The sequence below is a fragment of the Marinifaba aquimaris genome, from assembly GCF_013328345.1.
Lineage (GTDB): Bacteria > Pseudomonadota > Gammaproteobacteria > Enterobacterales > Alteromonadaceae > Marinifaba > Marinifaba aquimaris.
The window spans coordinates 48,985-62,218 of record NZ_JABULX010000021.1 but is presented as its reverse complement, the minus strand read 5'-3'; the positions used below and the strand labels follow the sequence as shown (position 1 = coordinate 62,218).

At 41.8% G+C, this 13,234-nt stretch carries 12 protein-coding genes and 1 other RNA gene; 8 read left to right on the top strand and 5 right to left on the bottom strand.

Going from position 1 to position 13,234, the window contains the following annotated elements:
* Positions 1-47 precede the first annotated feature (47 nt).
* Genes HR060_RS13340 through elbB form a run of 6 tightly spaced genes read left to right on the top strand, consistent with a single transcriptional unit; the run spans position 48 to position 4,844 of the window.
* On the top strand, positions 48-962 hold the full coding sequence (locus tag HR060_RS13340; protein ID WP_174200792.1) for a LysR substrate-binding domain-containing protein: 915 nt from the start codon (positions 48-50) through the stop codon (positions 960-962).
* A 51-nt stretch (positions 963-1,013) separates the two neighbouring features.
* Entirely contained in the window at positions 1,014-1,571 is a 558-nt protein-coding gene (locus HR060_RS13335; protein ID WP_174200791.1) for a YqgE/AlgH family protein, read from the top strand.
* A gap of 15 nt (positions 1,572-1,586) precedes the next feature.
* On the top strand, positions 1,587-2,015 hold the full coding sequence (gene ruvX / locus HR060_RS13330) for a Holliday junction resolvase RuvX (RefSeq protein ID WP_174200790.1): 429 nt from the start codon (positions 1,587-1,589) through the stop codon (positions 2,013-2,015).
* A gap of 18 nt (positions 2,016-2,033) precedes the next feature.
* Positions 2,034-3,275, top strand: a complete 1,242-nt coding sequence (lhgO, locus tag HR060_RS13325; protein ID WP_174200789.1) for an L-2-hydroxyglutarate oxidase — start codon at positions 2,034-2,036, stop codon at positions 3,273-3,275.
* Positions 3,272-4,171 carry a transporter gene (locus HR060_RS13320; RefSeq protein WP_174200788.1) on the top strand — a complete coding sequence of 300 codons (900 nt, stop codon included), beginning with the start codon at positions 3,272-3,274 and terminating at the stop codon, positions 4,169-4,171. Before lhgO ends, HR060_RS13320 begins: the two co-directional genes overlap by 4 nt.
* Positions 4,172-4,199: 28 nt before the next feature.
* Positions 4,200-4,844, top strand: coding sequence for an isoprenoid biosynthesis glyoxalase ElbB (gene elbB / locus HR060_RS13315; RefSeq protein ID WP_174200787.1), 645 nt, complete (start codon positions 4,200-4,202; stop codon positions 4,842-4,844).
* Here the strand turns inward: elbB and HR060_RS13310 are convergent.
* Positions 4,841-5,353 (bottom strand): hypothetical protein, encoded by a 513-nt coding sequence (locus tag HR060_RS13310; protein ID WP_174200786.1) that lies wholly within the window; start codon positions 5,351-5,353, stop codon positions 4,841-4,843. The two genes, elbB and HR060_RS13310, sit on opposite strands and share 4 nt — an antisense overlap.
* 85 nt (positions 5,354-5,438) lie before the next feature.
* Complete coding sequence (locus tag HR060_RS13305) at positions 5,439-5,972, bottom strand: hypothetical protein (protein ID WP_174200785.1); 534 nt, start codon at positions 5,970-5,972, stop codon at positions 5,439-5,441.
* 255 nt (positions 5,973-6,227) lie between these two features.
* Here HR060_RS13305 and HR060_RS13300 point away from each other — a divergent pair, with 255 nt between their 5' ends.
* Entirely contained in the window at positions 6,228-6,578 is a 351-nt protein-coding gene (locus HR060_RS13300; RefSeq protein ID WP_174200784.1) for an ankyrin repeat domain-containing protein, read from the top strand.
* A gap of 38 nt (positions 6,579-6,616) precedes the next feature.
* Here the strand turns inward: HR060_RS13300 and HR060_RS13295 are convergent, their stop codons facing one another.
* Positions 6,617-9,100, bottom strand: coding sequence for a glycoside hydrolase family 3 protein (locus tag HR060_RS13295; protein WP_246283169.1), 2,484 nt, complete (start codon positions 9,098-9,100; stop codon positions 6,617-6,619).
* 558 nt (positions 9,101-9,658) lie between these two features.
* Here HR060_RS13295 and HR060_RS13290 point away from each other — a divergent pair.
* Entirely contained in the window at positions 9,659-11,044 is a 1,386-nt protein-coding gene (locus HR060_RS13290) for a YfcC family protein (RefSeq protein ID WP_174200782.1), read from the top strand.
* A gap of 101 nt (positions 11,045-11,145) precedes the next feature.
* On the opposite strand, the gene HR060_RS13285 is transcribed toward HR060_RS13290, so the two are convergent.
* Both HR060_RS13285 and ssrA read right to left on the bottom strand, forming a co-directional pair.
* On the bottom strand, positions 11,146-12,390 hold the full coding sequence (locus tag HR060_RS13285) for a hypothetical protein (RefSeq protein WP_174200781.1): 1,245 nt from the start codon (positions 12,388-12,390) through the stop codon (positions 11,146-11,148).
* Between the two features lie 326 nt (positions 12,391-12,716).
* Positions 12,717-13,082: a transfer-messenger RNA gene (gene ssrA, locus HR060_RS13280) on the bottom strand.
* Positions 13,083-13,234: the final 152 nt, after the last annotated feature.

Sequence of the window (13,234 nt, the reverse complement as noted above, 5' to 3'; positions counted from 1 at the left end):
ACTGGTTATAATCGGATTTTAGCAATAAGTTGGCTGCGGTTACCATCATGCTTGAAATTCGTCACTTAAAAACTATCAAAGCTATTGCTCAGCTAGGCAGCTTAGCCAAGGCAGCGCAGCGCCTTCACACTTCATCATCAGCGCTCTCTCACCAGCTCAAAGATATCGAAGGACGAATTGGTAACCCGTTATTTATCCGCAAAACCAACCCTGTTCAGTTGACCGCTGAGGGACAAATCATTCTTGAGTTAGCCGATACGGTATTACCGGCTTTAACGTTAAGTGAGCAAAGGTTACAAGAATTAAAACAAGGCAATAAAGGGCGTTTGCGTTTAGCCATTGAATGCCACTCTTGCTTTCAGTGGTTAATGCCTGCCATTAGCCAATTTAAACAACGCTGGCCACTAGTCGACGTCACCTTCAACAATGATTACATGTTTGAAGCCATGCCAGGTTTAGATGAAGGTAAATTAGATTTAGTCATCACAGCCGATAAGTTCCCATCTGACGATATTCACTTTGAGCCACTGTTTACGTTTGAGATGGTGTTAGTCACAGCACCTAACCACCTGTTAGCAGAAAAGGCCTTCATCGTGCCAGCTGATTTACAAAATCAGACTTTACTGACTTACCCTGTAGCACCTGAAAGGCTCGATGTTTTTAAACATTTTTTAATGCCCGAAAACAGCCAGCCACAGCATGTCAAAAAGGTTGACCAAACCTTGATGATATTACAAATGGTGACAGCCGATATGGGTGTAGCAGTATTACCAGAATGGGCTGTTCACGAATATCAGCAACAAAAGCTGATTGCGACCAGCTCACTTGGCAAAGAGGGTGTGCAAAGTAATTTGTATGCCGCCATAAAACAAAGAGACAAGAACAAAGGTTATGTTCAGTCTTTTTTCGAAATCAGCAAAGATGTCAGTTTGGTTAACTTACCGAATGTAAAACAACTCTAATCGATAAAACTGACCTACACTATAGATCAAGTCACGGAACTAAGGGTTGAGATGCAAAGCTTACAAAATCACTTTCTTATTGCCACGTCTGCACTAAAAGACGGCTATTTTGAACGTTCGGTTACCTATATTTGCGAGCACAATGAAGACGGCGCAATGGGGCTGGTGATTAACCAACCGCTTGAGATCTCAGTACCTGAATTACTAAAAAAAATAGAAATACCCACTGAAGATAAAGTGTTTGAAAAACGCGCCCCCGTTTATGCAGGTGGCCCACTATCGACAGAAAAAGGCTTTGTATTACACCGTACTGAACTGGGATGGCGCCAGTCGGTCAATCTATCTAAAAATATTATGCTGACCACCTCTAAAGATATTTTAGAGCAAATGGGTACCGATCTAGGGCCGAAAGATTACCTACTGACGCTCGGTTATGCAGGTTGGAGCGCCGGTCAACTTGAAGAAGAATTAAAAGAAAATGCATGGCTAACCCTCGCTGCCAATGAAGCCATTATGTTTGATACCCCAATCCATATGAGATGGGAGGCGGCAACTGCATTATTAGGTTTCAACCCTTGGCAGTTAACAAGCGAGATAGGACACGCCTAATTTAAGGAGAGTTGCATGACGCAACCTGGACAACGTCTAATTATGGCCTTTGACTTCGGGGCCAAAAGTATCGGTATTGCTACCGGTAATGAAGTCACTGCCAGTGCCAATGCGCTGTGCGCCATCAAAGCTAATGATGGTATTCCAAATTGGGATGAACTCGGTCAAATTTTAAAAGAGTGGCAACCTCAATTACTGGTTGTCGGTTTACCGCTAAACATGGATGGAACAGAGCAAGAGCTCACACTTCGCGCTCGAAAATTTGCCAACCGATTACACGGTCGTTACGGCCTTCAAGTTGAAACCTATGATGAGCGACTGACCACTGTCGATGCTAAGGCGCAACTATTTGAACAAGGTGGTTATCGCAATCTACAGAAAGGAAAAGTTGACGCTCTGTCTGCCGAAATCATTCTAAACTCTTGGTTTGAATCACAATTTTAATAATACTTTCTCAATCTCATGCCTAACTCTCATTTATTCGATGCCGATATCATTGTTGTTGGCGGTGGAATTTTAGGTGCATCGACGGCAATGCAGCTGAAGATGACTTACCCTAAACTTTCCATTGTATTGCTCGAAAAAGAAAGCAAGATAGCCCAACATCAAACAGGCAGAAACTCAGGTGTGATCCACGCCGGGGTTTATTACGAACCCGGCTCACTAAAAGCCGAGTTTTGCCGTCAAGGCGCTTTCGATATGATGAAGTTTTGCAACCAAAACAAAATTAAATATCAAAACTGTGGCAAGCTCATTGTTGCGACTAATGAAGACGAATTAGCCGGACTAAACAAGCTCAAATCGCGCTGTGATGACAATGATATTAAGCACCAATGGCTTGATGCAGAGCAGCTATCGATTAAAGAACCTGCCATATCAGGTTTGGCAGCTTTAAAAATTGAAACATCGAGTATTGTTGATTATCAGCAAGTGACCCAAACCATGATAGATAACTTTGTCGAATGGGGCGGGCAATACTGGCTAGATTGTGAAATAAAACAAATCCAAGAAACAGAACAAAATATTGAGTTATCAACTAAGCAAGGCCGCTTTAAAACCAAATACCTCGTTTGTTGCGCAGGTCTTGCCTCCGATAGACTCGCTAAGCTTGCAGGCCTTGACCCCAAATGCCAGATTATTCCTTTTAAAGGCGAATACTATCAACTCCCCGAAAAGCACAATCAGCTCGTTAAACACCTGATTTATCCAGTACCCGATGCGAAGCTACCTTTTTTAGGTATACACTTAACACGAATGATTGATGGCAGTGTTACCGTCGGCCCCAATGCTGTGCTGTCTTTTAAACGAGAGGGTTATGGCAATGTGAATTTCAGCTGGCAAGATACCTCACAAATGCTTAAATTCGCCGGTTTTTGGAAATTGCTATGGCGCTATTTATCAGCTGGAGCCACCGAATTAAAAAATAGCTGGGTTAAATCTGCCTATTTAAAACAAGTGCAAAAATACTGCCCTAGCATAGTGTTAAGTGATTTAAAGCCCTATCCTGCAGGTGTCAGAGCCCAAGCGGTCAGTGAAGATGGTAAGTTGATACACGACTTTATTTTTACCTCGAGTAAACGTTCTGTGCATGTAATCAACGCGCCCTCGCCGGCTGCTACGTCGAGCTTGCCGATAGGCCGTCATATTATAGAACAACTCAAAACACTGACTGAACAACAGGAAGATATTGATTTAGTATCATGAAAATAATAAACCGGTTTGTGCGCTTTTTACCTTTTTTTTTATTGAGTCAACTCGTACAGGCTGAAGAACTCGATCCGCGTTCCTATATCAATATTCCGATCGACCAGAACTTTCTCGGTGTTATTTATGGTTATACCGATGGTGATGTATTCACAGAAGCAGAGAGCCCTTATCAAGACATTCAATTAGAAATTAATGCGTTGGGTTTAGCTTATGCCAGAACGTTTTCAATGTTTGGAAAATCGGCGAAATTTGATGCCAATTTGGCGCGTATTTGTGTCGATGGACAAGCTTACCTAGATCAAGATAAAGTCACACGTAGTTACTGCGGCTACACTGATGCCCGTTTTCGTCTCAATTATAATTTCTATGGTGCTCCTGCTTTAAGTCTGACCGACTATGTCAAACACAAAAAGCAAATCGTTGCTGGGGCAAGTATTCAAGTCAGTGCACCAACGGGTAATTATGATACCGATTACATCTTCAATACAGGCAGTAACCGCTGGTTTATTAAACCTGAAATTGGGGTGTCGATTCCCTATAAAAAATGGGAATTCGATTTTGCAATTGGCGTTAAATACTTTACCGATAACGACGAATTACAAAAGGTCAACAGATTCGAACAAGATCCCATTTACAACATCCAAGCTCATTTAATTTATGATATTTCTCCGGGGCAATGGATAGCCTTTAACTCAAACTACTTTGATGGCGGCGATACCTACGTCAATGGAGAAAAAGGCGCGATTAAAGCGGGAAATTACCGCGCAGGCATCACTTATAGCTTGTCCCTGTCCTCGCAAATGAGTATCAAATTTTTAGCCAATACTGGAGTGACCACAAAATACGGTAACGACTCTGATGCCTATGCATTAGCATTAGCTTATCGTTGGTAGCTCCTATTTTAAGTACCAAGGAATAATAATGAAAAAGATAGCTGTAGTTTTATCAGGCGCAGGTTTTTTAGATGGCGCAGAGATTCACGAATCGGTTATGACACTTTTAGCCATTGATAAACGCGGTATTGACTATCAGTGCTTCGCGCCAGATATTGAGCAAACTAAAGTAACGAATCACTTAACACAAGAAGATACAGCAGAGAGTAGAAATGTATTAGTTGAATCGGCGCGAATTGCCCGATGCAATATCAAAGCATTATCTGAGTTTGACGCAACAGCATTTGATGCAATCGTTTTCCCTGGTGGTTTTGGCGCCGCGCTCAATCTGTCAGACTTTGCGATTAAAGGCACCGACTGCAAAATTGAAGACAGTGTTCAATCTGCTATCACAGCAATGTACGCTGCTAAAAAGCCTATTGGCGCACTGTGTATTGCACCTGTTTTATTAGCCAAGGTTATCGATAATGCCAAAGTAACGATTGGCTCTGATGAAGGTGTTGCTGGAGCGATTAGCGCTTTTGGTAGTCAGCACAAAAACACGACGCACGAGCAAATTATTATCGATAAAGACAATAAGCTCGTTACCACACCATGCTACATGTTGGATGCAAAAATCAGCCAAATTGCAGCAGGTGCAGATAACTTAATTGATGCACTCGTCACACTTTAATGTAACGAGGCACTCAGCTGTAACTTTAATTCATTTAGCGTGTGTAGTTTAGATAAGAAAAACTCGCGATCACAAAGCGGGTCAGAGATTTGCTTTATCGCTACACTCGCTTGTTGATAATCACCTAAGTAAAAATGGCACCAAGCCGCAAAAAATAGGCTGCTATCGGTAAAGTCATCTCTTTGCATCTCTAACTCAAACTTCACAACTAACTCTGCATAAGTTAATGCCTCAGCAAAGCGAGAACTATTGATTAAGTGATACATTTGAGTAAAACAATCGACAATGAGCTGTTCATCAACGGCTTCAGCATGTTCAATTGCCAAAGCTAAACACTCAATAGCTTGTTCCTTTTGACCTAATCGATAAAGCACCGTCGCTTTAACCGATAAGGCATGCGCGTGATCATCATAGATTTGACACAAAGAATCAGCCAAGTGTAATGCTGTTTCTAAGTCATTTTGCAGAAGTAAACTTTTTACTTGCGAAAGCTCTTGATAAATTTGCATCTTACCACCTCATAAACGCTCGCTTTTTTTTAGACTAAAAAGCAATCAAAAGTTCATATTATTTGGCTACAGAATTGTAAATAGCTTAAATCAACGCGTAGTTTATTCGTTGTTTTAGATCATCAATTTGGCTTATTAGATCATCTTTGGTGTGTAACTTACCCAAAAAAGACTCTCTATCGCATTGTGGATCAGAGATTTTTAATAAAGATGTTTTGCTTGATTGGAAATCTTCGAGGTAGAAATAAGCCCATGCCTTGAAGAAATAGATGGTGTCGGAAAAGTTATTAACTTGAAGGTGCGCTTCAATACTGATCACTTTACCTGCGTAAACTAACGCTTCTTGAAAGCGTCTGTCATTGATTAAATAACGCGTTAACGTAAAACAATGCACCACGAGCTCTTGGGTAGGCTCCTCACCTAAAAAGATCGCCCTTTTGAGATAAACAATGGCTAATTGTTTTTGTCCGAGTTTGTACTTAATTTGACTCATTAAGGCATAAAGTTCTGCCTGTTCGTCATACTCATTTAATGCTAATTGCGTCTGCTCTAGAGCAACTTGATAAAGCTCAGAACGGATACTTTGTCGAATACTTTCGATTTGTTTATGTAAAGCCATACTACGACTCCTAAATCTTTGACAAGAGTTGCGCTTAACGCCAAATAACCATGACTATAGTTTTACAAAACATTTCAAATTATTTCAACAAATAATTTAACAAATTTATAACATGAGTTTTAAGCGTTTAATTTTCATCATATTAATTACCTAAAACCAGTGAAGTAAATCAGACCAATGTCGTATTTATATTAAAAAATTAGAACGGAGTGAAAAGCTTGGCTATATTTTTGGTTAACAGAAAAAGGAAACAAAATGCGAATACTTCACTCGCTTTTCATTTTATTTTTAACTTTGATGTTATCAGCATGTGGCCCCAAGCCATGGGACGAACCTGCGCTGCACGATGCAGCCATGCGCGGTGATTTAGCCGAGGTCAAAGCGCTCATCAAAGACGGGGCCGATGTTAATAAGCTCAACCAACAAGGTGCAACCCCTTTGCACTGGGCTGCATTCAAGGGTCATTTAGACGTGGCCAAGTATTTGGTTGGTCAAGGAGCAAAAATCAATGCGATCACCGAAAAAGGCTCTACCCCTTTAAGACTTGCCAAAACGCACAAACAAGAAGCCATAGTGCAATACCCCAAATCTCGCGGTGCCCAATAATGTAATGGCATCAAGCTTTGATGCCATTGCGCAGCCAACTATAAACAGACATTAATGCTTTTAGCTGGATTTAAATCCGGCTTCATTTGGAACAAACGAATATTACTCAGTTTTACCTCAGCTTTGGCATTACTACTGAGTACAAAAGGGGCGCTGATATGACTAAAGTCAGCACCTTGTTTAGCAAAACATTTCATCCCAATATTTAGCTGATACCAGGTTTTTGCACTCATTGACGAAAGCGCATCGGTTAAATCGATCGAAGCAACCTGCCCACTGGCTTGTTCCATACTCAACGTTAAATTTGCAGTTAATTTAACAGGTAAATTGATAAATACCTGCAACACGCCTTTTTGTTGATAAGCCGATAAATCCAACGCCGATTTGGAAAACAAGCCAACTTTAGCGCCACCTTCAATCCAGCCAATATGACGGCTATCACCTTGAATCAGATGGTCAGTACTGATCGAATAAATGTCATTAATTTTTTGTGGCAGTAAACTTCGAATGGATTGAGCTTCACCCTGAGTATTTTTGATTTCAATTTGCCATGGTGCTAAGGGTCGGCCCACAAATAGGTCGATTTTCTCTGAGTGAGTATCTTCAGCTGTTACATCACTTAATTGGCCGACAAAGCCTCCATCTTGATAATTAAGACCATAACCGTAGGCAAATGCAGGCTGATAAGGTTTATCTTGCCAATTAATAGTCGCCTGAGTCGGTTCATTAGGCCAAGAAAAGCTCAACTTACCGACGAAGTCATACTGAACTTTACCAGAGGGGGTGGCAAGTAATACATCTGCAACCCCTGTTCCTTCAGAGCCTGGTAACCAAGCTGCGACAAATGCATCTGAGACATTAATCTCAGCATTAACCCATAAAGGGCGGCCTGATAAAAATACAGATACCACTTTAATGCCTTGCGACTTGAGTTGTTTGATCAACTTCAAATCACTGTGAAACCCCGCTTGGTATTCAAGCGTCGTTAAATCGCCATGCATTTCTGCATAAGGTTTTTCACCAAAAACCACAATGGCTATATCAGGCTTTTGGTTAAATTGGCCATCTAAGCTGTACTCAAATTGTCCTCCGGCTGATTTTACTTGCTGCTCAATAGCCTGCTTAATGGATGTGCCAGAGGGAAAGTGTTGATTGGCCTGAGTGACACCCTGCCAAGTCACAGTCCAGCCACCACTGGCTTGGCCAATATCATCTGCTGCTTGACCAACGAGTAGTACTTTTTGGCTAGGTAAAATCGGTAACGTTTGCTCGTTATTTTTCAATAAGACCAATGATTCACGAACGGCTTGTCTGGCAACGGCTTTGTGCTCAGCTGAATATAAGTGCTCCGTTTTACCTGCGAACGGGCGCTTTGAAGGCAAACCCGCCTGAAAAATGCCCATGCGCATTTTAACTCTGAGTATACGTGTTACCGCATCGTCAATACGGCTCATCGCTATATTGCCTTTTTCGACATCATCTATCAGGTTGTAAAATAATGCCTGCCAATCCGTTGGTACCATCACCATATCTATTCCTGCATTAATCGCTTGAGCACAACGGTCATTGCTGCAGCCTTTAACTTGTCCGTGGCCATTCCAGTCACTGACAATAAAGCCATCAAACCCCATTTGCTGTTTCAAAACTTGCGTTAACAGGTATTGGTGGCCATGTACTTTTTCGCCATTCCAACTATTGAACGACGCCATGACAACCTGAGCACCGGCATCGAGCGCAGTAAAATAGCCCGCTCCATGAACTTCTCTTAATTCTTTTTCACTAATTTGTGTATCGCCCTGATCATCGCCATTGGTTGTCCCACCATCACCAATAAAGTGTTTAACATTAGCGAGCACTTTATCTGCCGTGAATAGTGCTTTACTGCCGGCTTTACCTTGTAAACCTTCGACCATAGCGGGTGCATAGCGGGCAACAATGTCAGGGTGCTCTGAAAACGCTTCATATGTACGCCCCCATCTATCATCTCGTACCACAGCAACCGTCGGTGCAAATAACCAATCAACCCCCGATACTAAAGATTCTTTGGCGGTAACCTCGCCTATCTTTTTGATCAGTTCAGGGTTATTAGCCGCGCCTAAACCTATGTTGTGTGGAAAAATGGTCGCGCCAATAATATTACTGGCCCCGTGCATTGAATCGGTTCCCCAGATAATAGGGATCGCAATTCCACCGTCGGTATCATCCATCGAAGCTTGATAGTAGCCATCAGCCATGGCCAGCCATTCATCTACCGTGGCAAACCCATCTTTACTACCTGCAATTGAGCCACCGCCATTTAATACACTACCTATGTGAAATTGCTTAACTTGTTCAGGGGTAATGGATTTAACCTCAGCTTGTAACATCTGCCCCACTTTTTGCGCTAAGGTCATCTTGGCCACCATAGCAGCAACTTGTCGCTCAATTTCAGTATCCGTTTCAATTGCACTGTTAATTTTTGGCCATTGCGCTAATTCATTGGGTGTAGATTGACCATTAGCTGAGTCTGACGGCTTTTGCATTTGGCAAGCCACTAAAGTGCTCGCTAGTATTAACAATGAAGCACTGAGCTTAAATTTCGAAAAGGGAGAAAAAATGTGTAAAACATTTGAAGTGCGCATGAAAGGCATCCTGATGTGATTGATCTAGCTATAAAAAATCATAGCTATAAACAGACGAAAATCACGCGTTTTAACTCAAGTTAACATCGAGCAGAGATGAAAAAATCAAACGGAGTACAAATCGTGAGAACAAATAAAAATCACCGACCTAAATTACCTACTCGCAACCTTAAGTGCTGCAGTAGCACCAAGCCGTTAGCCAAATCTACTAATGTAACTTTTCTAAGTAACTGATCTTACATTGCTTTATAAACACCTACCTTTTGTTCATTAACCAAGTTGTAAGAGCAATCTTCCGAAGCTAAGCCTAGCGCCCATAACTGATTTAGTCGCTTAACTGCAAATCTAGATAGCGTTCGATATACTTGAAGGTTAGTTTGATGAGCGAACAACTGATTTCCCGTTGCATCAATTTAAAAACAAAGAATTAAGCCTGACTAACAGGCTGTAGTAATCATTATGACGAAAACATTTAAAGTGCCACACACCCTTATCTTGCTGCTATCTATGATGCTAATTGCCTACATTGCAACATGGCTCGTACCGCAAGGTTATTTTGAAATGGTCACCCTTGAAAATGGTAGACAATCGGTTGTACCCGGGACCTTTGCATTAAGCGATACGCAAGTGCGCTTAACCCCGATGGACTTTTTAATTGCTATTCCCAGAGCGTTAGCCGCTGCGCAAGATATTATCTTTTTTGTATTTATTGTTGGTGGTGTGCTTGCCATTGCCAGAGCAACAGGCACCATAGATGCACTCATTGGCAGCTTATTAGATAAATTTGGCCACAAACCTAACCTGCTTATTTTTATGGTGGTATTTTGTTTTGCCATGGCATCTGGCGCCATTGGGGTAGCGGGTGAATACATTCCTTTTGTATTGATTTTAGTTGGCTTATGTAAAGCCATGCGCTTAGATTCAATGACGGCCGTTGGTATGGTGGTAACCGGTTATGGCATTGGTTATGGCGTATCGGCCTTTAACCCATTTACCGTTATGGTGGCGCAAAGCATTGCTGATGTACCCGTTTATTCAGGTATCGAGCTACGATTAGCCATTTTCATCCCATTTGTATTGATTGGTTTTCATCATGTTTGGAGTTACGCCAAAAAAGTTTTGGCCGACCCATCGCAATCGTTGACAGCTAATTTACCTTGCCCGCTCGCAGGTACAGAAAACAAAGGTTACCCGCAATTAGCCCTTCGCCATAAGCTGGTCTTACTAGGATTAGTGGCCACTATTGCGGCAGCAGTTTGGGGCATTTCTCAAAAAGGCTGGTATTTATACGAGCTAGGTGCGCTATTTATATTATGGGGCTTATTTACGGCCGTAATTGGTAAGTTAGATGCCGATACAGCCGCACAAGAATTTATCGAAGGGGTAAAAGATTTAGCCACCACCGCCATGTTAATTGGTGTGGCACGCGGTATTGCACTGATTATGGAAGACGGGCAAATATTACACTCTTTAGTTTACGGTATGTCTTACCCACTTTCTTTTTTAGGTTCTGAACTTGCTGCTGTCGGTATGTTTGTTATGCAAAGCTTCTTAAACTTATTTATTCCATCTGGCAGTGGCCAAGCTTATGTCACTATTCCGCTATTAGCACCAGTTGGCGATTTAGTCGGGGTTACACGTCAAGTAGTGGTACTGGCTTATCAATTTGGTGATGGCTTTTCCAATATGATCGTACCCACTAATGCGGTATTAATGGGCATCATAGGTATGGCGGGTATCCCTTACCATTTGTGGTTTAAATTCTGCCTGCCGTTATTACTTAAGTTAATGGCAGCTGCGTCAGTCGTATTAATGTTAGCAGTGATGTTTGGCTATGGTGCATAAGGTTTAATTGCCCTAGCCTAGCAACTAACAGCTAGATAAAAAAAGACACCCTAGGGTGTCTTTTTTTATACCTTGTACCTTAAATCACATAAGCATTATCACTATTTGCAAGCACATGGATCATTATTTTCTGCCGAGCAAAATGCACTCGCCTCATCCATATCTTTGTTAAAGGTAAAATCAAGCGATGTTGGGCTACTGTAATAAAGCGAGCCTTGATGCTGCACTAAAGTACAAAGTTTGTGGTCTCTATCGGCATCGCGCTGTTGCCAATAATCTTTACATTCTTTTAAGGCGGTTTCTGGGTCTTTAGTTGGGTCTTGTGCCATCGTTAACTGCCAACGCACCACAATTAAATCATCAACCATAGATTTGGTTGCGCCCTCACACTTACCAGGCAAAATATGACCTAAACCCACTTCAGTATTATCAGAGATTTGCGCTTGCGCATAAAAGCGATATGGATGAGATGAACCGATAACCGCTGTTTTTTTGCCTTTGATAATTTCAACCGTGCGGGTTTGCAGAGGCTTTAACCTATCGTCTGGTGCTAAGTAAAGTTCAGAAAATGCATCACAAGCCGGTGAGCCATAAACGACGATAGGTACGGTATAAGCTTCATTTAATTGGCTGGTATTGAGTAATAATTCCACTTGCGAACGTTGATAATCGTGAAACGCATTAATAGGAATTAAATGCACCGCTGTTTGATTTGGGTACTCACCAATGTATTGCGTACCTTGATTATCAGGCGCAGCAATAGGTGCACCGTCCATCACGGTAGAATACAGCCAAGCATCTTCCTTTTCTGTCAGGCCATTGGCCGCCATCAACTCAATTAATCGTACCGGTACCGGGTCATTTAAATAATCGCGCATCGGGTCTAACAAGCGTATTGGCGGGTAATGGAAAAAGTTCAACGCTTTTTGGTTTAACATCGCCATACCTAACGACATAAAAAAGCGCCACTGCCCGGTATTTTGTGGGTCCCACACTTTATCTTCAGTGGGTATGGTTAGCCCTTTGGGCCAAGTTCTTGTTTCATGCTTTAATGCTTCAATGACTTTTAGTGCTTTAAGCCCGTCCTCGTGAAATTTAGGTAATCGCTCCTTATAACCTTCAATTGCATCAGGCCCGGTAATAACTAAGGTATAGTCATCACCATTAACATTGATCTCAGCCGTTGCAGGGTTATCCTTTGATGCAAAACCATCTCGTTCTAACGTTTGTTTAAACCAATGTAAAATGGTTTCAGATAAGGTCTCTTTGCTACCGGGAATATTGGGAAAAGAATAAAGTTGAATTAACTGCTCTTCTTTACCTAGTGGGATTTCTACTTGCGCCAAAATATAACACTCCTTTGATTAACTATTGCAGCCAATAGTTGTACTTAAACAATTAAAAAGAACCGCTTAACTGGATACTCAATGGCTAAATTTAACTTTTTGACGTTAAATTTAGCGTACTAACCATGCTAGGAAACGTCTGTGGTATTTTCAAGAAAACCCAATAAAAATATTGAGTTAGTGGTTTTGATAAGTGTTTTACAACAAATAGAAAAAGCTTAGAGGTTTTGTTTTTTAAGCTTTAGTCATAACAGTGATTCAATAAACCTCAGGCATAAAAAAGACAGCCTAAGCTGTCTTTTTTCGATTCTTATAGAATAAGAATGTGGTGGAGCTGGCGGGATTTGAACCCGCGTCCGAAATACCTCCGTCCTCGGTACTACATGCTTAGTCTGTCTTTAATTTCACCAGCAACTGCGAACAGACACGCCATATACTAGCTAGCTTGAATTATATTTCGTGGTTCACCTCTCAAGCGGGAGGTTCCCTCACTAGCCGGTTTGGGTTTGAACTTCTGTAATTCCCCGTCTTACTGGCGGAAGCTAGGGCAGAAGCGCTCTCAGCAGGTTATTAAGCTGCTAGTGCGTAAGTTTCGTCGTTTGCGACTATTTTTTTGCGGCTTTTTACGTGGCCAACCGCCCCACGACATGCACCTTAGAGTTGCAGCACCCCGTCGAATCCTAATCAGCCCCGAATGAGTTGTCAGCAATTGGTTAATAAACAAACCAATAACTCTAACGTATGCCCTATTCTACCTAGCCTAGGGCTTAAACACAACGTCAAAGTTACCAGCCCTAAATAGAAAAAGGCGATGTGATTACTCACATCGCCCTTTCACACTCAT